This is a genomic window from Shewanella glacialimarina (assembly GCF_020511155.1).
Lineage (GTDB): Bacteria > Pseudomonadota > Gammaproteobacteria > Enterobacterales > Shewanellaceae > Shewanella > Shewanella glacialimarina.
The window spans coordinates 4,133,466-4,154,388 of the sequence record NZ_CP041216.1; the positions used below are offsets into that span (position 1 = coordinate 4,133,466).

At 41.1% G+C, this 20,923-nt stretch carries 19 protein-coding genes and 2 pseudogenes; 11 read left to right on the forward strand and 10 right to left on the reverse strand.

Annotated features, from left to right (window positions below):
• The first annotated feature begins 570 nt into the window (after positions 1-570).
• The 9 genes and pseudogenes from FJ709_RS18060 to FJ709_RS19710 form a co-directional block, all read left to right on the forward strand.
• Complete coding sequence (locus FJ709_RS18060; RefSeq protein ID WP_226411745.1) at positions 571-2,226, forward strand: AMP-binding protein; 1,656 nt, start codon at positions 571-573, stop codon at positions 2,224-2,226.
• A 153-nt stretch (positions 2,227-2,379) separates the two neighbouring features.
• The gene (locus FJ709_RS18065) at positions 2,380-3,312 is read left to right on the forward strand and encodes a calcium/sodium antiporter (protein ID WP_226411747.1); all 933 of its coding nucleotides are present in this window, start codon (positions 2,380-2,382) and stop codon (positions 3,310-3,312) included.
• A 265-nt stretch (positions 3,313-3,577) separates the two neighbouring features.
• Complete coding sequence (locus FJ709_RS18070) at positions 3,578-4,267, forward strand: hypothetical protein (RefSeq protein ID WP_226411749.1); 690 nt, start codon at positions 3,578-3,580, stop codon at positions 4,265-4,267.
• A 126-nt stretch (positions 4,268-4,393) separates the two neighbouring features.
• Entirely contained in the window at positions 4,394-5,488 is a 1,095-nt protein-coding gene (locus tag FJ709_RS18075; RefSeq protein WP_226411751.1) for a sensor histidine kinase, read from the forward strand.
• Between the two features lie 37 nt (positions 5,489-5,525).
• Positions 5,526-6,152, forward strand: a complete 627-nt coding sequence (locus tag FJ709_RS18080; RefSeq protein ID WP_226411753.1) for a response regulator transcription factor — start codon at positions 5,526-5,528, stop codon at positions 6,150-6,152.
• 132 nt (positions 6,153-6,284) lie between these two features.
• Positions 6,285-8,360, forward strand: a complete 2,076-nt coding sequence (recG, locus tag FJ709_RS18085; RefSeq protein WP_226411755.1) for an ATP-dependent DNA helicase RecG — start codon at positions 6,285-6,287, stop codon at positions 8,358-8,360.
• 120 nt (positions 8,361-8,480) lie between these two features.
• The gene (locus FJ709_RS18090; RefSeq protein WP_226411757.1) at positions 8,481-9,383 is read left to right on the forward strand and encodes a DUF3014 domain-containing protein; all 903 of its coding nucleotides are present in this window, start codon (positions 8,481-8,483) and stop codon (positions 9,381-9,383) included.
• A gap of 213 nt (positions 9,384-9,596) precedes the next feature.
• Positions 9,597-10,106 (forward strand): annotated as a pseudogene (locus FJ709_RS18095) (beta-ketoacyl synthase chain length factor).
• Positions 10,107-10,153: 47 nt separating this feature from the next.
• Positions 10,154-10,276: pseudogene (locus FJ709_RS19710) on the forward strand (thioester dehydrase); the annotation flags it as partial.
• 342 nt (positions 10,277-10,618) lie between these two features.
• Here the strand turns inward: FJ709_RS19710 and FJ709_RS18100 are convergent.
• From FJ709_RS18100 to FJ709_RS18130, 7 genes are all read right to left on the reverse strand, one after another.
• Positions 10,619-12,121 (reverse strand): methyl-accepting chemotaxis protein, encoded by a 1,503-nt coding sequence (locus tag FJ709_RS18100; protein ID WP_226411759.1) that lies wholly within the window; start codon positions 12,119-12,121, stop codon positions 10,619-10,621.
• A 9-nt stretch (positions 12,122-12,130) separates the two neighbouring features.
• A complete protein-coding gene (locus FJ709_RS18105) occupies positions 12,131-12,748 on the reverse strand; it encodes an SCO family protein (RefSeq protein WP_226411761.1) in 618 nt (205 codons plus the stop codon).
• Between the two features lie 127 nt (positions 12,749-12,875).
• A complete protein-coding gene (locus FJ709_RS18110) occupies positions 12,876-13,469 on the reverse strand; it encodes an FMN-dependent NADH-azoreductase (protein WP_226411763.1) in 594 nt (197 codons plus the stop codon).
• Positions 13,470-13,630: 161 nt separating this feature from the next.
• The gene (locus tag FJ709_RS18115) at positions 13,631-14,146 is read right to left on the reverse strand and encodes a thioesterase domain-containing protein (protein WP_226411765.1); all 516 of its coding nucleotides are present in this window, start codon (positions 14,144-14,146) and stop codon (positions 13,631-13,633) included.
• A 3-nt stretch (positions 14,147-14,149) separates the two neighbouring features.
• Positions 14,150-14,587 (reverse strand): D-aminoacyl-tRNA deacylase, encoded by a 438-nt coding sequence (gene dtd, locus FJ709_RS18120; RefSeq protein ID WP_226411767.1) that lies wholly within the window; start codon positions 14,585-14,587, stop codon positions 14,150-14,152.
• Positions 14,588-14,665: 78 nt separating this feature from the next.
• Entirely contained in the window at positions 14,666-15,601 is a 936-nt protein-coding gene (locus FJ709_RS18125; protein WP_226411769.1) for an alpha/beta fold hydrolase, read from the reverse strand.
• Positions 15,598-16,635 (reverse strand): virulence factor BrkB family protein, encoded by a 1,038-nt coding sequence (locus FJ709_RS18130; RefSeq protein WP_226411771.1) that lies wholly within the window; start codon positions 16,633-16,635, stop codon positions 15,598-15,600. The genes FJ709_RS18125 and FJ709_RS18130 overlap by 4 nt, the downstream gene beginning before the upstream one ends.
• 104 nt (positions 16,636-16,739) lie before the next feature.
• On the opposite strand from FJ709_RS18130, the gene FJ709_RS18135 reads away from it, so the two are divergent.
• Positions 16,740-16,964, forward strand: a complete 225-nt coding sequence (locus tag FJ709_RS18135) for a hypothetical protein (RefSeq protein ID WP_226411773.1) — start codon at positions 16,740-16,742, stop codon at positions 16,962-16,964.
• 32 nt (positions 16,965-16,996) lie between these two features.
• The gene (locus FJ709_RS18140) at positions 16,997-17,665 is read left to right on the forward strand and encodes a DUF2959 domain-containing protein (RefSeq protein ID WP_226411775.1); all 669 of its coding nucleotides are present in this window, start codon (positions 16,997-16,999) and stop codon (positions 17,663-17,665) included.
• 111 nt (positions 17,666-17,776) lie between these two features.
• Here the strand turns inward: FJ709_RS18140 and FJ709_RS18145 are convergent, their stop codons facing one another.
• The 3 genes from FJ709_RS18145 to leuD form a co-directional block, all read right to left on the reverse strand.
• Positions 17,777-18,235, reverse strand: coding sequence for an Lrp/AsnC family transcriptional regulator (locus tag FJ709_RS18145; RefSeq protein ID WP_226411777.1), 459 nt, complete (start codon positions 18,233-18,235; stop codon positions 17,777-17,779).
• A 242-nt stretch (positions 18,236-18,477) separates the two neighbouring features.
• Complete coding sequence (locus tag FJ709_RS18150; RefSeq protein WP_226411779.1) at positions 18,478-19,920, reverse strand: diguanylate cyclase domain-containing protein; 1,443 nt, start codon at positions 19,918-19,920, stop codon at positions 18,478-18,480.
• 389 nt (positions 19,921-20,309) lie between these two features.
• Positions 20,310-20,915: a 3-isopropylmalate dehydratase small subunit gene (leuD, locus tag FJ709_RS18155; RefSeq protein ID WP_226411781.1), complete on the reverse strand. Its 606-nt coding sequence runs from the start codon at positions 20,913-20,915 to the stop codon at positions 20,310-20,312.
• Positions 20,916-20,923: the final 8 nt, after the last annotated feature.

The following is a 20,923-nucleotide window of genomic DNA, read 5'->3' on the forward strand; positions in this document are numbered from 1 at the left end:
AACGATTATCATCAACGGCTGGGGCTGGAAGTAATAAGAAGTAGCCTATAACACGATAACAAAAGAGAAAAATGGTTCGTATTGTTCAAGGTCGCACCAATTTGAAATCATAAGTACTGGAAAAGCCTAAATAGGAGCGTATAAAATAATCGCTCGCTAAAAAATGGCGCCGTCATTCCAGATAAACTTGCAAAATATACTCATACTGAACTCCTTTGCAGGAAGCCAATCATTAACCGCGTCTTGCGACGATGGCAGATAAACCTCCTAATAAATCAACATCTAAAAAACATTTAAAATCAGCAATGTAAAAATAATTTCATTCTGAGTTAATTACCATATTGTATCGGTAAACTGAGAATATAGATAACTGAGAGCCTTTGTCTGTATAGCATTACATTCGATTGTAAGACGTCACTTATCAAGCTGGTCAGAGCATTCTGTTGATTCATAACGTTTACTATGCCATCAACTCAAACCATTTGCGCCGGCTCACAAAACTCGCCATACTGGTTCAAACGCATGTTTGAACTAATCTTAATTAAAAACAATAAATCAGAGAATAGCCCTATGAATAATGCAATTAAAACACCCGTTGAAATGCTTGCGCATTGGGTTGAAACACACGGCGAAAAAGTATATTTACGCCAGCCGATTAATGGCAGCTATAACGACTTCACCTGGCGCGAAGTACAACAAAAAGTTCAACAAATCGCAGGCGCATTACGTCATCTGGGTTTAGTACCCGGCGATAAAGTGGCTATTTTATCTAAAAACTGTGCCGAATGGTTTATTACGGACTTAGCCTTAATGCTAGGCGGTTACATCAGCGTACCTATTTACCCTACCGCCAATGCCGATACCATTCGCTATGTGTTAGAACACAGTGGCACTAAGGCTATTTTTATCGGTAAGTTAGACTACTGGGCAGACCAAGAAGCCGGTGTCGGTGGTGAAATTTTACGCCTAGCCATGCCCTATGACACTATGCCAGCTCAGTATCAATGGGATCAGTTATTGTCATTAGGTCAGCCTCTAGTTGATGCTAAATATCCAACGCCCGACACCACTATGACCATCATTTATACCTCAGGCTCAACAGGTAAGCCCAAAGGCGCTATTCATACCTTTGCTAATTACAGTTGGACCTGTGAGGCTGTAGTGCGTGATTTACAAACCAATACTGCCGATAGACTACTATCTTACTTGCCATTAGCTCACATCACTGAACGTATTGCCATGGAAGGGTCCTCTTTCTACTCAGGCTCAACGGTAGCGTTTGTTGAAAGCTTAGATAGCTTTGTTGAAGACGTAAAACGTTGTCGCCCAACGGTTTTCTTTTCAGTACCCCGCTTATGGACCTTATTCCAACTTAATATTGTTAATAAAATTGGCGCAAGCAAACTTAATTTTCTGCTTAAATTGCCTATTATCAATAGCATTATTAAACGTAAAATTCAGAAAGGCTTGGGCTTGGAGCATTGCCGTTTACTCGGTTCAGGGTCAGCACCTATTCCACCGACGTTAATTAAGTGGTATCACAGTATTGGCATGAATATTTGTGAAGCATGGGGGATGACCGAAAACTGCGCTTATTCGATTATTAACTACCCTTTTAATGCCGATAAGATTGGCACTGTCGGCCGCGCAATTGAAGGCTGCCAAGTTCGCCGTACCGAACAAGGTGAATTATTAGTAAAAAGTCCTGGTTTAATGAAAGGATATTATTTACAAGATGAAGCCACTGCTGCGGCATTTGATGAAGATGGATTTTTCCATACTGGCGATTTATGTGAAATAGACAGTGATGGTTATATTGACATTACCGGTCGAGTTAAAGACAACTTCAAAACATCAAAAGGCAAATACGTTGCGCCAGTGCCTATCGAGCGCAAACTGGCCCAAGATCCACACGTAGAGTTAATCTGTGTTATCGGTTCAGGTCTACCTCACCCAGTTGCCCTAGTACAATTGTCTGAAGGCGCCAATTTACAATCACGTGAAGAAGTGCGTACCTCATTAAAAGCAACCTTAGACAGCATTAACCCTAATCTTGAATCCCATGAACATGTTGATGCAATTATTGTCGTCAAAGAACCATGGACTATCGAAAATGATGTATTAACCCCAACCCTTAAAATTAAACGTCATGTGCTTGAAAAAGCCTTTAGCGCTAAAGTGGAAGGTGTTCGTGGTGCAAAAATTCGCTGGGAAGATGAGCTATAAATTGATGAACTAAAATTCATTAAATAGACAAAAAAATACACGCTGAATGCGTGTATTTTTTTGACATATTCTGTCAACATATGCCCTATTACATCGACAACCCCAAAGTGGCTAATGGTTAACCCCAAAACCACTTAATAAAATGAGAGTAACATGTTAATTGCGTTGGCCATTCTTGGCGGATTTATTATTTTAACCATCGGGGCTGAAGCTCTTGTACGTGGCGCAAGTGCTGTTGCACTTAAGCTCGGTATTGCCCCGCTGATCATTGGTTTAACCATTGTGGCTTTTGGTACTAGTGCACCAGAATTAGCAGTAAGTATAAAATCAGCCCTTGCTGGTAATCCAGGTATTGCCTTGGGTAACGTCGTTGGTTCAAACATTGTTAACATTGGATTAATTCTGGCTATTACCGCATTGATTAAACCCATTCAAATACAATCCCAAATGGTTAAACGTGATATTCCCATCATGATTGGTGCATCCATCTTAGTGTGGACATTACTACTTGACGGTGTAGTAAGCTTTACAGACGGCGCTATTTTATTCAGCTTATTAGTGAGTTACTTAGTATTTAGTTATGTCAGTTCAAAAAATGAACCTGAAGAGTTAGATATTGATACCACACCGCAAAAACCATTACTGTCTGTAGGGCTTATTATTGTCGGTATTGCTATGCTGGTTGGCGGCGGAATTTTATTCGTTGATGGCGCAGTAGATCTCGCCAAAATGTTTGGCATTAGTGAAGTCATTATCGGCTTAACGATTGTGGCTATTGGCACCAGTATGCCAGAGCTAGTGACTTCGGTTATGGCGGCACTAAAAGGGCAAAGTGATATTGCTATCGGTAACGTAGTAGGATCAAACATCTTTAACGTTTTAGGCATATTGGGCGCTACAGCATTAATCCACCCGGTATCTGCTGAAGGCTTTAATCAAATAGACTTTATCGCCATGCTCATATTCGCCATTATGGTATTACCTTTTGCCTGGAGTGGGCTGCGTATTGGTCGTCGCGAAGGTGCGGTATTGCTAATGGGTTATCTTGGTTATACCAGCTTCTTGATTTCTCAAGTGGTTGCTTAAATTAAACATGCTAATCAGCAGGTGTTTATAAACACTTAAGTAGATTTACTAACAACCAAAACCACTATCTTGGTGACCACCAAAAAACCGTCTAATTTTATAGGCGGTTTTTTTATACCTACAAAACTCACCTAAAATTGATGACATTTGTCATATCAAATCCATGACCTATGTGTCTGCCTAGCTTCATTGTTTCTCGACATAATTATCTCAGTTTCAAACCAGTCTGGTTTGGCTTATTAACATGAAACAAATGGAGATTGACATGAAAACACTATTATTGATTGGCAGCTTAACCCTTATTAGCCACGCAAGCTTTGCTGACATAAACCAAATTGATGCCGCGGCCAACACCATGAATATTGAGCAACTAAAACAAATTAGTAGCCAAACTTTTGATTATGAAAAAGCTTATGCAGAATACCGCTTAGCAATAACCGCCAATATTTTGGGGCAACGACAACTTGCCAGCACTCACTTGGATTCGGCTCAAGCAAACCTTGCACAACTGATTAAAAGAGAAAATAGTGCCGATGCCAGCGCGCTGTTAGCGTCAATCTATGGCATGCAAATCGCCTTGGATAGCAGCAAAGCAGCCACCTTAGGCATGAAGTCATCACGTTTACTGACCCAAGCGGAGCAACTTGATGCCACTAACCCAAGGGTTAAATTGGTGCAAGCCATTAGCGCATTCAATACCCCATCAATATTTGGTGGCGGTATAGAAAAAGCGCAAACACTCGCAACAGCAGCCATTACCCTTTTTGAAGCACCTTGTGAAAATATTTGCTGGGGACACGCCGAAGCCTACACATGGCGCGGGCTAGCTAAACAAGAAGATGGCGATATGGCAGGGGCAATTTCTGACTGGCAAACCGCGTTAACGGTTGATGCACAATATGGTTGGGCTAAGTTTTTACTTAGCCAGCAAACAGCAAAGCAGGTATCAAAGTAAGCGTCATATTAAAAGCCTTTTTAAATAAAGGCTTGCCTATATACGCGCAATTAAGACGCAGTTAACATATGATTAACAGCGTCTTAATTATCAGCACGACCCAATGATTAAACTGGAATAAGCACCATGAGTTACTTTAATAACAACGACCTAACTGCTGAAAAAAGCTACGAGCAAAAAACGGCTTGGGTATACCTGTTAAATTTAGGTTTTTATTTTATCCCGCTGTTTTTTATGCAAGGTCAATGGCTCAATATCGTAGTCGCACTGTTAATATTAGTGCCCTTTATTTTCGGATATTTTTGGGCATATAACAGCAGTACCCAAAAAGCGCTTTACCCTATCACCTTAATGCTAACATGCGCGATTGTGGCGACACCTTTTACCTCCGGCACTATTTCATTATTCTCATTTGTGTGCTTTTTTATCGGTTTCTTCTATACATTACGCACGGCTATTTTAGGTTTTTTGGCAATTTTCTTGTTGTTATTCGCATTGAATCAAGTCGTTAATATTGAAGGGTATTACTTCGCTTTTTATGGCATGGGCATTAGTTTAGGAGTAGGGATTTTTGGTATCATTGAACAAAATCGTCAACGCATTAAGCGTCAGCATAAGCGCTCACAAGACGAGATAACCCAACTGGCAACTGCATTAGAACGTGAACGCATTGCCCGTGATTTACACGACATTATGGGCCACAATTTATCTTCAATTGCCTTAAAAGCCGAACTTGCTGGAAAATTACTTCATGCAAATCAACTCGATTTAGCCCAAACACAATTAAGCCAATTAGCCGAAATAGCGCGTGATAGCCTTAGCCAAATTCGTCAAACTGTGTCGAACTACAAACATAAAGGTCTACAAGCTTGTCTGCCTACATTAATACAATCTTTGCGCGATCAAGGCATGGAGGTGAATGTGGAAGGAGATACCCCATCATCAACAGAGCTTATCGAGTCGCAATTAGCGCTCATTTTGACAGAGGCTGTTAATAATTGTCTCAAACATAGTCATGCTGAAAGAGTGAGTCTTATTTTTGCTCAAGATGAAAATAATATTCATCTTAGTCTAAGCCAGAATACCGCCGCAAAAGAAATAACCGAAGGTAATGGTTTAAAAGGCATGCGTGAGCGGGTAGATTTATTAAATGGTACATTTGAATATCAAACTACGCCTGTGTTTACGATTAACATTACCCTACCCAATTCAACACACTAGGGTCAGTAATAGGCAATTCTATAGAGAAGGATCAAGGATGAAAATTTTACTCGCTGAAGACCAGGCTATGATCCGTGGTGCCTTAGTGGCACTGCTCACGTTGGCCAAAGACCAATTACCCCACGCGCATTTAGCTAATGGCTTTGAAATTATAGAAGCTGAAGACGGTGAGCAAGCTTTAGCTTTGCTGAAAAAACAGTCTTTTGATTTATTACTCACCGACATAGAAATGCCGCATAAAACCGGTCTTGATTTAAGCCAATGGCTACAATCACAATCCAGCACAACCAAAGTCATAATTCTAACCACGTTTGGCCGGGCAGGTTATATCAAACGAGCCTTGGAATATGGTGTAAATGGCTTTTTATTAAAAGACGCCCCATCGGATGAGTTAATCAGTGCCATTGTTAAGGTCATGTCAGGCAAGCGAGTGATTGACCCAGAGCTTGCGTTTGCCGCCATAGGTGAAATTGACCCACTAAATGATAAAGAACGACAAGCACTGCGATTAGCCAGCGAAGGTAAAGCCACCAGCGATATTGCCAAATCACTTTTTATTGCTGAAGGTACAGTACGTAATTACTTATCTGAAGCAATCGCCAAACTTAATGCCAGCAACCGCATTGATGCTGCCCGAATCGCCAGGCAAAAAGGTTGGTTATAAATTTAAGCTAATATCTTGATATTGCCTTAGATCTAATCTCTGCTAAGATAGTAAAATACATGTATATAATTACAGTACTATGCCAGTGCTATGCAAATTAAGTTAAGCATAACTTAGTGGAGTAAATAACGTTTGTTGCGTTTAGATTTAGTGCCCATCACCGAGCTAAAAGGTGTGGCGAAAAAAATGGCTGAAAGGCTGTATAAGCTAGGCATTAAAACAGTACAAGATGTGCTGTTTCACTTACCGCTGCGTTATGAAGACCGCACTCAAATCTATCCTATTAGCGCCCTCTCATTTGGCAGCTACGGCACCATCGAAGCCGAAGTGCAGTCCACGCAAATTATTCAAGGTCGTCGCAGAATGCTTATCTGCAATGTGCGTGATGACACGGGGAAAATGACATTACGTTTTTTTAATTTTTCAATGGCGCAACGTAATGGTATGCAACAAGGCGCGATGATCCGTGCCTATGGTGAAGTTCGTCGTGGCAATCATCATGCTGAAATAGTTCACCCTGAATATAAAATTATCCAAGCCGGTGATGAAAGTAATTTAACTGAAACCTTAACCCCGATTTATCCGACAACGGAAGGGTTAAAGCAGGCTAGTTGGATTAAGTTAACCGAACAAGCACTATTGATGCTAAGTCAAGGTGGCTTACAAGAGCTTATTCCCGCTAACCTGCAACCCAATAACCTGACACTGCCGCAAGCTCTTATGCTACTGCATAGACCGGATAAAAATGTCGATCCATTTGCGCTTGAACAAGGACAGCACCCTGCCCAGCAACGTTTAGTTCAAGAAGAATTGCTTGCCCACAACTTAAGCATGTTACAGCTAAGACAAAAATCCCAGCGTGATGCTGCTATTTCAATCACCGCCAGCGGCCAACTACTTAATCCATTTTTAAAAAATCTCCCTTTTAGGCCAACAGGTGCGCAGCAGCGCGTTGTTGCTGAAATAAGCCAAGACTTACAGCAATCCCATCCTATGATGCGATTAGTGCAAGGTGATGTAGGCTCAGGCAAAACATTAGTTGCTGCAATGGCCGCGCTGCAAGCCATAGAAAATGGTTATCAAGTGGCTATGATGGCACCCACTGAGCTATTAGCCGAACAGCATGCCATTAATTTCGCCCAATGGTTTGAACCTTTAGGGGTAAAAGTTGGCTGGTTAGCAGGTAAAGTCAAAGGCAAGGCAAGAGTACAATCATTAGAAGATATCGCTTCGGGCGCCGCACAGATAGTGATTGGTACCCATGCAATATTTCAAGAGGCGGTCCATTTTCATAAGCTTGCGTTAATTATTATTGATGAACAACACAGATTTGGTGTTCATCAACGTTTAGGCTTACGCGAAAAAGGCGTTAGCCAAGGTTTTCATCCACATCAACTCATTATGACTGCAACCCCCATACCCAGAACCTTAGCTATGACAGCCTATGCGGATTTGGATACCTCGGTGATTGATGAATTACCCCCAGGCAGAACCCCTGTAACGACTGTAGCGATATCTGATAGTCGCCGCAATGATGTGATAGAAAGAGTTAGGCAGGCCGCGCTACAAGATAATCGTCAAGCTTACTGGGTATGCACCTTAATTGAAGAGTCTGAAGTATTAGAGTGTCAGGCTGCTGAAGATACCGCGGCAGAACTGACTGAGGTATTACCAGAACTCACTATTGGCTTAGTGCATGGGCGCATGAAAAGCGCTGAAAAACAACAGGTCATGGCTAAATTTAAGGCCGGTGAAATACAATTGTTAGTTGCGACGACTGTGATTGAAGTAGGCGTTGATGTGCCTAATGCTAGCTTAATGATTATTGAAAATCCTGAACGTTTAGGGCTGGCTCAATTACACCAATTAAGGGGACGTGTTGGCCGAGGTGCGGTGGCAAGTCATTGCGTTATGCTATATAAAGCGCCATTGTCACAAACTGCGACCAAGCGATTAGGTGTGCTACGTAATAGTAATGATGGCTTTGTTATTGCCCAAAAAGATTTAGAGATCAGAGGCCCTGGTGAAGTATTAGGTACCAAACAAACTGGGCTGGCTGAAATGAAAATTGCTGATTTAATCCGTGACCAGCACCTGATCCCAAGCATTCAAAAGCTTGCTGTGCATATTTATCAGCAAGTGCCCGATAACGTCGACTTGATCATTGAGCGATGGTTGGGTGAACGACAGCAATATGTGCAAGCATAAGATGATTTTTTATTTATATTTTAACCACCCTATGGACATGCAAGCTTAATCTTGCACAATGGAGACAGTATTTACTTTTTCTGTTCCGTATTATCAGCTTTAAACAGCTAAGGAATTGCAATGCAGGTTAATAAAGAAGATAGAGCAACACCCTCGACTGAAGCTGAAGCGAAACCAAACATGAATAACGCCATTATCGGTGGCGTTATCGTTGCACTGATAGCCGGTGCGGGTTACTTCTATATGAGTGGCGAAGGCTCAACTGAATTAGAACCGGCCATGCCAACACCTATTGAGTTACCAGAACCAGTACCGATGAATCCTATCGAAGAAGTACCCATTGAAGAATCGATTACAGATACTGATGCAACAGAAGCATCAGTATCGGATATTGTGCCATTGGGTGGAGAGTCACAAGCAACTGAAGTGGTTGTAGAACCCTTACCGCCATTAGCGGAATCCGATGACTTTGTTGCCAAGAAAACCTTAGCCGTTGCAAACGGAATGAAAATTGAACCACTTATTTTGAAAAAAGATATGGCGCGTCAATTTGTGGTCTTTATTGATAACTTAGCTCAAGGTGAGTTGATCCGTAAAGCCAGCCCAATGCAGGGACCCAGCAATAAGTTTTCGGTGAGTGAAATTACCAATAAAACCTATTTAAACCCAGACAGTTATCATCGATATGATTTATACGCAGATTTTGTTACTGGATTAAATGATCAAGAACTTGCCACGACTTACCGTGAACTTAAGCCATTATTTGAGGAAGCGTTTACAGAACTTGGTTATACCGATATGACTTTTGATGAACGCATGCAACAAGCTTTTAAAATGATTGCAGACGCCCCTATTGTTGAAGATCCTATTGAATTAACTTCAATATCGGTTAATTACCAATATGTTGATGCTAATTTAGAAGCACTACCGAATGCACAAAAACTGCTTGTTAGAATGGGACCAGAAAACACCCGTAAAATTAAAAATGCTGTAAAACGATTACAGCCTTTATTACCTCAATAGCCTTTAAACTCTGCGGCATTTGAGTGACCAATAAGCAGCAGCGAAAGAACCTTTTTTTCGCTGCTTTTTTATGCCAGCAAGACTGTTTAGCCCTTCATGCTTTAGTGTACAATTAGCTGTTGATTTTCGATTGCCAGTTATCACCCAGCGTTTCACTATCAAACAAAAATGAATACTTAGATAAGGACGACTAGGCAGCAAAGAGGCAATGTAGTGCAGTTAGCATTTGATATTTTATCATGGAGTGCCTGGACACCTGACTTTCAAACAAAAGAAAGTTGGTCGCTCTGGCATCAACCAAATCAACAAACCGCACTCAATAAAGTGTCGCCAGCGCTTTCTCAAATACCTGCAATGCAAAGACGCCGGTTCAGTCGACTAACCAAAATGATGCTTACTGCCGCATTTGACTGCCAAGCAGAAGTGTCAACTCGCAGTATATTTGCATCCCGCCACGGTGAGCTCAATCGCACTATTGGCTTGCTTGAAGATGTGGTAGCCAAATAACCTCTTTCCCCCATGGCCTTTAGCCAGTCAGTGCATAATACTGGCAGTGGGATATATGGCATATTAAGCGCTAACAAAACTAGCTCAACCTCAATTGCTGCTGGCGCCCAAAGTTTGCCGCAAGCGTTTATCGAAGCCTATGGCCAACTTGCTGAGCAGCCCCAGCCAGTTGAAATCGGTATTACCGCAAATTGTCAGCTAACAGCAGCAAGGTAACAGCATCACCTGGGGCTTGTTGCTGATGGAAGTTTAGATTTTTTAAAGGCTATGTCCCTGAGCAAGCTCTGCTACCTGGTGTCACGCAGCTAGATTGGGCTGTGCACCTAGACTGTAATGCGTTTGGCTACCCATCCAACCTTGTCAGCCTTGAAGTACTAAAATTTTAACAGCTACTGTTACGCAACAGTCATGTGGACATCACTGCCAGTCATAATAAAGATAAAGCCAAGTTAACCAGTTTAAACGAATTAACTAATGATAAACTGGCGATTGATGCCTTTGCCTGGATAACTAAAGCACTTTGAGTCTCTGGCAATAGAGAAATTCAAATCTGTAATAGTGACGCTATCTGAAACCGAACCAGAAAAAGCTACGCAGTTACGCATCAAAGTATTTAAGTATTTAAGTATTTAAACTCTTACCGTTAAGCCTAATTGCTTAGCTTTAACAAAAATGCGCCTCATTCGAGTCGCATTTGGCCTTAAACACAGACATGTTAAAACATACAACTAAACACGATATATCGCCGCTTTGGTTTGATACTCTTCAGTAATTTTCTTCATGCTTGTGACTCCATTAGCTAACTTAGCAATTTGCTCTGATAACAAGGCAACTGTGTTCATGTTGTCACTCATTTCGCTGCCAATATGGCTTAATTGCTTACCCTGTTGTTCTGTATCATCAGCAACATGGCGGCTTAAACTAGCAACTTGCTCAATTTGATTAGCACGATCTGCCAGTCCAGAAGCAATGGTATTCGTATGGGCCACATTTGCAGTTGTACGTTGCTTACCCTCATCCATTGACTCAACTGTTTTCAGCATACTGCTATTTAACCGACTTAACACTTTGGCAATTTCATCGGTTGATTGACTAGTTCGTTGTGCTAAAGCGCGCACTTCATCGGCAACCACAGCAAAACCACGGCCACTTTCACCCGCTCTTGCTGCTTCAATCGCGGCATTTAATGCCAGTAAATTAGTTTGTTCGGAAATGCTTCGAATAGCTTGCAGTAAAGTAGTTATCGCAGTGACATCTTTGGTTAAATCAGTTAGCGAACCGGTTACCTCTGTGGTATTGGCTTCTAATAACGTCATGTCTTTCATAATAGACAATGCGCTTTGTCTATCTTGCACACTTGATGATGCCGCTACTTGCGCTTGCTCTGCTGATAATTTGCTGTTATCGGTGACTTGTTGAAAGTACTGGATAACATTTTGCGCCGTTTGCGAAATAGACTGCGCCTGATGCTGCTGATGATTCATAGCCTCTTGAGTATGCTCGCTTAACATCAGTAATTGATCTGACGTCTTAGTCATCTTGGCGGCAATATCATGGTAATCACTGAACAACTGGCTCAACTCCTCCAACATTAAATTGAATGCAATCTCTGCTGTTGTATTGGCCGGGCTCAACCTAATCGATAAGTCTTTATTAGCCGAAATTTGCTCAATAGCATCGGCGATGCGTAAATTCGCCGATGAGTCTTCACGCATAAAAAGTGAGATTCGAATCAAAATAATCGTTTCAGCTGCAGCAAATAAAGCATGTATTAACATAATGCTCCAATTACACTCGCCGGCAAAAATCATTATCGGGGTATCAAAAAAACTCCCACCAGAAAGTTGTATCGAGGTAAATAAAACATGATGAAAAGCAACCGTTAACAAGGAGGCTAACAAAGGCTGCCAGCGCTGATAAAGCAAAAAAATGGACATAGTTGCAAAGATATGAAAATGCATTTCAATCATACCCATTTGGCTTTGTATCAACAAGCCTGACACTGTCATCATGATTACAGCAGCAACAATGCCAAACAACGGTGTACCTTTTAGCATGCTATAACTTGCTTGAACTAATACCACAATAGCAACAGCTGAAACACCGGTAAACGTCAGCATTTGCGCACCAAAAAAACCACTTAAAATAAGTAACGGTGCTTGCATTAATAAAATTCGGTATATGTATGCATCATTTTTTAATAGCCGTTCAATGGCTTGCGATTCAATCATAGCGATCCTTTAGTTCGATGTTAGATATTGTCTTAATTCAGCTAACATCTTGTCGGTCGAAAGTTGTTTGGCTGTGTAAATACGAGCAATATGTCCATTCGGTGCAATTAAATATAGATTACCTACGTGATTATTAGTAGGTGAATACGCATGAATATTTTCAGACAAATGCTGGGAAAACCTCAATAGATCAGATTCTGCCAGCGCGGCACTGACAAATCTAGCTGACTGGGCGTCAATCATTTGCTGTCGCATTGCTGGAGTATCATTGTCAGGGTCAATAGTAATAAACATAAAAACTATATCTGCTTGGCCCAATTCAGTATCTTGGGCAATAGCATTTTCAAGCTGATGTAATTGCTGAATGCGTATTGGACAGATTTCTGAGCAAGACAAAAATCCAGCAAACAAATAAGTGAACTGACCAGAATTAGCAGGAAAAATATGCGTATTAAGCTTAGTGTCTTGCCATTGAAAAGATAACGGTGCTAAATTTTCAGCATTAATACCATATCGGCTTTGGCCATCTGTACTGGTAATGAGTTGTGCTGTAATCATTAATAGAGGCACTAAAAATAGTGCGGTAACAATAAAGCCAACTGCCGACCATTTCTGCGTTTTTGTCATTCACCTCACCACTTAGCGAAATAATATATCTGCGTAAAAAGTTAATACATTATCATAAAAAATGCCCAGGATTGAGTATAACCAATCATGGGCATTTACGGGATTGTATTAATTAATAATCAAACAATTACAATGATATTGCCTTTAATGCTTGCTGTGCATTTGTCATTGCTGATGCGGCAATATCTGCGCCCATGTTTAACCCTTCAGCATAAATAACTTCTACATCTGTAATGCCAATAAACGCTAATACTGTGGTTAAATAAGGCACGACATGGTCACTGCCAGCATCTTTATGCATACCGCCACTGGAAGTCACAATCACGGCTTTTTTGCCGGTTAATAATCCCTGTGGTCCTTTATCTGTATAGGTAAATGTCACACCTGCTCTGGCAATAAAATCAATCCAAGCTTTAAGTTGTGTAGGGATCATAAAATTATACATAGGAGCAGCTAATACTATGGTGTCATTGTGCTGGAGCTCAGCGACTAATTTATCAGATAACGCTAAGGCATCGAGTTGACGCGAAGATAAATTATCGCCACCACGTAAACCATTTGCCAGTTCGCCATCTAATACAGGTACTGGGTCTAGTGCCAAATCGCGGGTAGTGATTGCTGCACCTTTATCTTTAAATAACATTGCCAAGTCATCTAATAATACTGATGATTGTGAATGCTCGCCTAAAATACTCGATTTCAACATTAATACTTTGTGCATGATTATTCCTTAAAGTCGTGTCGTCATCTTCAGCACTGGACCCCTTTACGTTCAAACGCGTTGAATCGCTGCCTTGATGGAATAACAACAGTATACTTACTAATAAATGGAATAATAGCGGAATAAATCGACACTAACGTTCTAAAAAATAGAATAAATGCCTATTTAGCAAAAGGTAAAGATACATAAACGCCGCAAAAACGAGCGCATAATACATCCTGACACCAGAGTTCAACCGTAAGCTCGGCTTTAACTCGCCGCCCTCGTGTCAGCGGTGACAAGTCTAATGCTGGCCAAATCACTCTCGCGGTAGGTTGTTGACGCACTGGCGCAATATATTTCACCTGAGCCTCAGCAAGCACAATGTCACCCGTGACCGAGGCCAACTGCTGTTGCAGCCATACCATGCCCCAACCCGTTAAGGTCATCAAAGTATAAATACTGCCGGCAAACATGGTTTGATGAAGGTTAATATTGGGTGCTAACGGTGCTGTGGTTATTAGCTCACTGACCAGAGGCAAGGACAAATTCATATCGGGATTAGACTGCTTGGTGTTTACGGTTAAGTGACTTGCATCAGTAAATGACAACACCTCAATCTGCATAAACTGGCTGAGCGGAATGGTTCGATACCAGGTGCTCACCAGTTCTTCTACTAGCCGTTGATGCTGAGTCATACTTTATACCTGTAAACTAAAAGTAACTGGGCCGTCATTGATCAAGGATACTTGCATATCAGCACCAAAACGACCAGTTTGCGTGACAACACCTAGTTCTCCACAGTATGCGATAAATGCTTCATATAAAGTATTAGCTTGCTCAGGGGTGGCTGCACCAGAAAAACTGGGACGTAACCCTTTGTCTGTATCTGCAGCTAAAGTGAACTGAGAAACCACCAGCAATTGGCCGCCGACCTGGGATATATTCAGATTCATTTTGCCATTTTCATCGCTAAACACTCGATACTTACTGATCTTGGTGGCCAACTTTTGCATTTTCTCAATGTCATCTTCACGCTCAACACCTAGCAACACCAACAAGCCTTGATTAATCTCGCCAGTTGTTTCATCTGCCACAGTCACTTTGGCGTGTTTAACCCTTTGTATCAGTCCAATCATAATGTAATTTCACTCCTTAAAAACGGCTTATAACAGGTATAAATTGGCTGTTCTGCGTTGACTTATCCACGCTATCATTTAACCCAGAACCGCAATATTTTGCATAACAGTACGCAGCATTTTAGCATCACTTAAACTATGGTATCCGGACTTTACATGCTCTACCGTTAAATGATGGTGTTGAACATTTTGTAAGAAATCCGTCAGTAAGTGTGTGGGACAAACCCAATCTAGCTCACCCTGAATTAAATGAGTTTTAGCGGAAATACACCCCTCTATTTGCTCAAACAATTCAGAGGCAGAAAAATAGTGATGCATGGCATGGTGATGTTCAATATGAGCGATTGAAGCGAGTTCAGGTCCATTACCCATAACACGAATTTGGCTCGGTGAAGCCAGTGTTTGCTCCCATTGGTTCCAAGCCACGATAGCTTTTTGTCTTTGCTGCGAACAGGCTGAGTGTAAAAGTGCATGGTAACAAGACAAGATTTGGTCAGTATCTTCAATCGTTATGTGTTGATCTTGGCGTTCAATTTCAGGTCTGAATGCTTGAAAGGCATGGGTAAAAAATTGTGCAGCCCCATTGTAACCGTATAACCAATCACGGGCGGCAGCGTTGGCTAAAAACAAGCCCCAATAAACTTGCTCACTTACCCTAGCAGGATATAACCCACTGTATAACCAACCTAGTGTCGCACCATAAGACCCACCCACTATGGCCCATTTTTCGATAGCAAAATACTGTCGTACAACCTCAATATCGTCAATTAAAGCAGGTAAAGTATTAGTACTTAAATCACCACCTTGTGAGCGGCCGCATCCTCGTTGATCAATAAAAAATACGTGCAAGTCTAGGTATTCAAACAAAGTCACATCACTGGCATGACAACCTGCACCAGGGCCACCATGTAAATACAGCACAGGTTTGGCTCCTAGGCGGCCATATTGCGACACAGAAAGAGTAATATCTTTTGCAACCTCAACCATTGCGTGGCGAATAAATGCTAAGCTCAAGAAACAGACTCAACGGCTTTGTCACCGGCTTTTGTTGATTGAGCTGATTCAGCAGGCAGCGAAGTGCCAACAGGTTTGACAACATCTTCGCCTGCCACTAACCCAACAGTAGAGTTATCTTCTGTAACTGTTTCATTCACTTTATCGTCATCGAACTCAGGCATAATTTGATGCATTAGATTAGATACATGTTGGTCTAAATACTCAGGTAATGACGCAGTAATAACCGCACCCAATAACACTATAATCCAAGAGATATAAACCCAAACAAATAAAATAGGAATAACCGCTAGCGCACCATAAATGGCCTCATAACTCGGAAATTGAGTGACATAAAAAGCAAAACCTTTTTTACCTGCCTCAAATAATACCGCTGCCACAATAGCGCCCAAAAGCGCATGCAAGAAATGCACTTTTTTATAGGGCACAACCATATACAGCAGTAAAATAGAGGCAACAGAAAATATCATCGGTAACTGTGCCATAAGCCATGGCAAAAAACCTGAAAGCTCGGTATCGCTTAATAGCTCCAAAGAGGCAAGATAGGAAGAAGCCACAATACTGGCCCCCATTAGCACCGGGCCTAAGGTCAGCACCATCCAATACATAGAAAAAGACACCACATAAGAGCGCTTTTCTGTGACCCGCCAAATACTATTCAACGACTTATCAATGGCAGAAATCAGCATAATGGCAACAAAGACTAAGGCTATAATCCCTACAAAGGTCCCTTTAGAAGCATTACTGACAAACTCATTGATATAGACTTGCACCGTATCCCCAGCCGCGGGTAAGAAATTCTGATAAATAAACCCTTCGATATGCTCTCTAATGCCCTCAAACACAGGAAAAGCAGACAGCATCGACATAGTCACCGCGACCATAGGCACCAGTGATAATAACGTCACATAGGTTAAATGCCCTGCGCGAATATTAATTTGGTCTTCATCAAGTCGATGCTTGAGATGTAATAAGAATTCCCAACTCCCTATAAAAAACTTCTTTAGGGATGCCATAGTGATACGACTGGCCATATTTATCCTTATTCAACAAACGATAGGTAAGATATTCATTGTAATCACCTTTCAACTTCGTACAATGTTATAACAAATGAGATGCAAACCAAAGGAACGAATTTATGTCACAACAAGGATCTGCTGGCAATGTATTAGCCGCTGTCGCAAGTTTATTTTTCCCTGGACTGGGACAATTACTGCAAGGTCGATTTTTAGCCGCTATCGCTTTCTTTTGCATTGTAGGTACTGGATACTTTTTTGGGGTACTCATTGTACCCGCCATCATAGGTGCAATATTTCATTTATGGGCCATTATTGATGCTGCAAAGTTTAAGTCTGCTGCGTAACAATCAATAAGTGAAACAATAAGAGAAACCAAATGAAAACCTCAAAAATAATTAACATCGGACTTGCTTTAACGTTAGCAGCAAGCACCCTTTCATTAGGTGGTTGTCAAAGTGCTTATTATGGCGCGATGGAAAAAGTCGGCTATCACAAGCGTGATATTATGGTCGACCGAGTGCAAGATGCAAAAGAGTCACAGGAAGAAGCGCAAGAGCAATTTAGTTCTGCATTAGCTGAAATGCAGGCATTACTGGCATTTGATGGCGGCGATTTAGAAAAAGCCTATAACAAAGCTAAAGACGAATATGAGTCAGCGCAGGCTGCCGCTGATGATGTGAGTAATCGTATAGATAAAGTAGAAGATGTGGCTGAAGCATTATTTGAAGAATGGCAATCTGAAATAGATGAAATCAGCAAGGCCAGTTTACGTCGTAACAGCACTAGCAAACTGAAAGAGACTCAGCGTTCATACAACTCTTTAGTGAAAAGTATGCGCAGAGCTGAAGCTAAAATGCCGCCCATTTTAACTGCGATGAAAGATAATATGCTGTATTTAAAACACAACCTTAATGCGCAGGCTATTGGCGCAATTAAAGGCGAATTCACCAGCCTACAGACTGACATTTCAAGCTTGATTAAAGAGATGAACAAGTCGATTGCTGAATCAAATGCGTTTATTAAATCAATGGAAACAGCTAGTTAAACAACCTCAGCTCTGGATAATATAATTTTATTTAACAGCTACTTATTGTCTGACGCTGACTAAAATGCCGTATTACTATTAACAGTAACACGGCATTTTAGTCATGTATGTCTACTGCTCTAACGGCAACATAGTGCGGCTAAACACCGGCTTTAATACCACCGTTGAATGAACTTGAGCAACATTATCAATGTTATTGATATTTTGTTTAATCAAACATTCTAAACTCAACAAATCTTTCGCGACAATTTTAAGCATGTAATCATATTCGCCAGTGATCACGGCACACTCCATCACTTGCTTCAGCTTAGTCATTTCTAATTCAAACTTATCCGCTTTAATACTGGTGCAATCAGCCAGTCGAACATAGATAAACGCACTGATATTAAGATCAAGTTTTTGCGGATCTAGCAGAGCTTGATACCCAGTAATTACTTTATCTAGCTCTAGTTTTTTCACTCTACGCAAACAAGGAGTATCAGACATATTCATTTTATCAGCTAAATCGGCTATAGAAATACGCCCCTGATGCTGCAAAATATCAAGTAACTTTAAGTCTTTTTTATCCATTGTATAGCCTATTATCTTTAGAACTGTTTCTAACAGCCATTAACTTCAACCACAATTATAGGAGCCTATCCGGCCGCTTGAGGTTGAGAATAACGCACTTCACATTTATTTGCCGCATAATCTGCATTGGGCCTAATATGTAATCCAGCCACTTGCCCAGCAGAACTAAAGGTGGTGATGTTAAATTCACCACGACGAGATCAACTATGGTAAAACTATTCACTGAGTGAGCTGAATTTTGGCTAGCTATCACAATAAACAGCATCTTGCGCAATAGATATTTGATCTTTGCCATTATGCTTGGCTTTGTACATGGCAATATCTGCTCGGTGAATTAAGCTGTCTGTATCCACATCATCACCATGACACAATGCTACCCCAATACAAGCGCCAACAAACAGGGTGTGCCCTTCCAGCTCATAAGGTAACTTTATGATATCAAGTACTTTATTGGCAACAAAGTTAGCGGTTTGCGCTTGGTCTTTGTTGGGCAACAATACAATAAACTCATCGCCGCCGTAGCGGGCAATAATATCACCGTGAAACAGATCTCGGCTGACCCTCTTAGCCACCTCATTAAGTAATAAGTCACCAATGCCATGCCCATAGTTATCATTGATCAACTTAAAACCATCAAGATCGATAAATAATAATGAAAAGTGACGCTTTTCGGATAATAGGTTTTGAATCATATCTCTAATAGCCATACGGTTAGGTAACCCTGTGACCATATCATGATTCGCCAAGTGCATTGCTTTTGTCTGGGCTCGTGCCAAATCTGCTGTTCTATCAGCTACGCTACGCTCTAACTCATAGCGACTTTTTTTAATTTCTTCAGACATATGGTTAAAACTTTCAAAAAGCTGCACAAACTCTTTGGTTGTTAACCGCGATAAAGACAGTTTTTTTAAGGTGTTAGGGGCAGAGGTTAAACCATTGGTAGTATCAATTAATAACGCAATCGGACGCGTAATTAACCCAGAAATCCACCACGAAATGCCAACACAAACAATAAAGGCACTAATTGCTAGCGTTAAAATAATGCCGGCTTGTTCATCTGCACGGGCTAATAATTCACTTTTTGGCTGAGGGATCATCACCCCCCATCCTGTGCTCGGTACCACGGTATAGCCGGCTATCATGTCAGCCTTTACTGCCGGAGAATAAAATGCCATAACGCCTGAGCCACCCATCATCATATTTTGTACCACACTTATCGCACTGATGTTTTTACTCTCTTGTTGCCATAACTTATCCGGATGGGCTAATACATTACCTTGTTGATCAACAATAGCGGCATGCCCGCCTTGACCAAACTTAACTGCAGACTGCAATTGTTGGATATAGCTAGAGTGCATAGTAGCAAGCCATATCCGTTTATCATCACTTTGGCGGATCATATATAAGGTCGGCTTAGTAACACCTTTTTTATGGATTGGTGTAAAGCGGCTACGATTAATATCAGTCATATTAAATGGGTTTAATGAAGAGGTTAACGAGGTAGGCTGTGAGTTTTCAGGACCAAAAATAACCGCTTGTAATTTGCCATACTGATCAAATTCACCTAATGAAACAACATCAACATCCTGCATCAACTGAATAAATTCTATTGCTAAGGTTTGCGATACTACTGAATCACTCGCGCGAGTAAAAATAGCTAAAGCATCAATGGCATAGCGCTCCAATGCCTGGGAAACATTCTTGGCTAGTAGTAAATGTTTTTCTTCTACCGTCCGATATTCATCTTCAAATACATTATGATTCGATCATACTGCCATAGAAATAATCGGCACTAGCGAAACTAGCACCATCACTAACAATAACGAGCATCTAAAAGATAGTTTCATTAATAATTTGCTCTCATTTAACCCAGCTCCATGTAAGCGAAAAGTCTATTAGCCAAACACAAAATTGAAACACCTTATTCACAAACATTCCAAAATGCAACCAGGCTTAATAAGAGCTTAAAGTTGCGCGCTAAAGAAAACTCAATGTTATTAAATAGCATCCAATAAAAAAACCTTCTATTACTAGAAGGTTTTTAAAAAATTAACCTACCTTTTAACGGTAAGTTTTATGCATACCAGGCAGGTATATTAGTTTCATAATCGGTAATGCTTTGCTCAAACGATAGTGTTAACCCTATCGCATCTAAACCATTTAGCAATTTATGACGCGCTGATTCAGTAAGACTAAAACTAAACACAGCACCTGTTGGTGAGGTCACTTGCAGCGCTTGTAAATCGACGGTAACTTGAGCACCCTCTTTGGCAGCCACTTCATCAATTATTTGTTGTACTTGTTCAGCCGCTAATTTTACCGGTAATAAACCATTGTTAATTGAGTTGCCGTAAAATATATCAGCAAAGCTAGGCGCAATAATTACCCGTAAACCAAAGTCCGCTAATGCCCAAGGAGCATGTTCACGGCTTGATCCACAGCCAAAATTTTCTTGGGTGAGTAAAATTGAGGCGCCCTTATAACGCGGATGATTTAACACAAAATCAGGGTTGGGCTTATCGCCTGCATCATCTAAATAACGCCAGTCGTGAAATAAATGCACCCCAAAACCATCACGGGTCACTTTAGACAAAAATTGCTTTGGAATAATTTGATCGGTATCAATATTGGCACTATCAATGGTTACCGCTAAACCGGTATGGGCAGTAAATGCTTGCATGTTTCTCT

Excerpts from the sequence above, each read along its gene's own strand:
- FJ709_RS18060 (WP_226411745.1), top strand. The coding sequence starts at position 571 with ATGAATAATGCAATTAAAACACCCGTTGAAATGCTTGCGCATTGGGTT.
- FJ709_RS18065 (WP_226411747.1), top strand. The coding sequence starts at position 2,380 with ATGTTAATTGCGTTGGCCATTCTTGGCGGATTTATTATTTTAACCATC.
- FJ709_RS18070 (WP_226411749.1), top strand. The coding sequence starts at position 3,578 with ATGAAAACACTATTATTGATTGGCAGCTTAACCCTTATTAGCCACGCA.
- FJ709_RS18075 (WP_226411751.1), top strand. The coding sequence starts at position 4,394 with ATGAGTTACTTTAATAACAACGACCTAACTGCTGAAAAAAGCTACGAG.
- FJ709_RS18080 (WP_226411753.1), top strand. The coding sequence starts at position 5,526 with ATGAAAATTTTACTCGCTGAAGACCAGGCTATGATCCGTGGTGCCTTA.
- FJ709_RS18090 (WP_226411757.1), top strand. The coding sequence starts at position 8,481 with ATGCAGGTTAATAAAGAAGATAGAGCAACACCCTCGACTGAAGCTGAA.
- FJ709_RS18100 (WP_226411759.1), bottom strand. The coding sequence starts at position 12,121 with ATGATTGAATCGCAAGCCATTGAACGGCTATTAAAAAATGATGCATAC.
- FJ709_RS18105 (WP_226411761.1), bottom strand. The coding sequence starts at position 12,748 with ATGACAAAAACGCAGAAATGGTCGGCAGTTGGCTTTATTGTTACCGCA.
- FJ709_RS18110 (WP_226411763.1), bottom strand. The coding sequence starts at position 13,469 with ATGCACAAAGTATTAATGTTGAAATCGAGTATTTTAGGCGAGCATTCA.
- FJ709_RS18115 (WP_226411765.1), bottom strand. The coding sequence starts at position 14,146 with ATGACTCAGCATCAACGGCTAGTAGAAGAACTGGTGAGCACCTGGTAT.
- dtd (WP_226411767.1), bottom strand. The coding sequence starts at position 14,587 with ATGATTGGACTGATACAAAGGGTTAAACACGCCAAAGTGACTGTGGCA.
- FJ709_RS18130 (WP_226411771.1), bottom strand. The coding sequence starts at position 16,635 with ATGGCCAGTCGTATCACTATGGCATCCCTAAAGAAGTTTTTTATAGGG.
- FJ709_RS18135 (WP_226411773.1), top strand. The coding sequence starts at position 16,740 with ATGTCACAACAAGGATCTGCTGGCAATGTATTAGCCGCTGTCGCAAGT.
- FJ709_RS18140 (WP_226411775.1), top strand. The coding sequence starts at position 16,997 with ATGAAAACCTCAAAAATAATTAACATCGGACTTGCTTTAACGTTAGCA.
- FJ709_RS18145 (WP_226411777.1), bottom strand. The coding sequence starts at position 18,235 with ATGGATAAAAAAGACTTAAAGTTACTTGATATTTTGCAGCATCAGGGG.
- leuD (WP_226411781.1), bottom strand. The coding sequence starts at position 20,915 with ATGCAAGCATTTACTGCCCATACCGGTTTAGCGGTAACCATTGATAGT.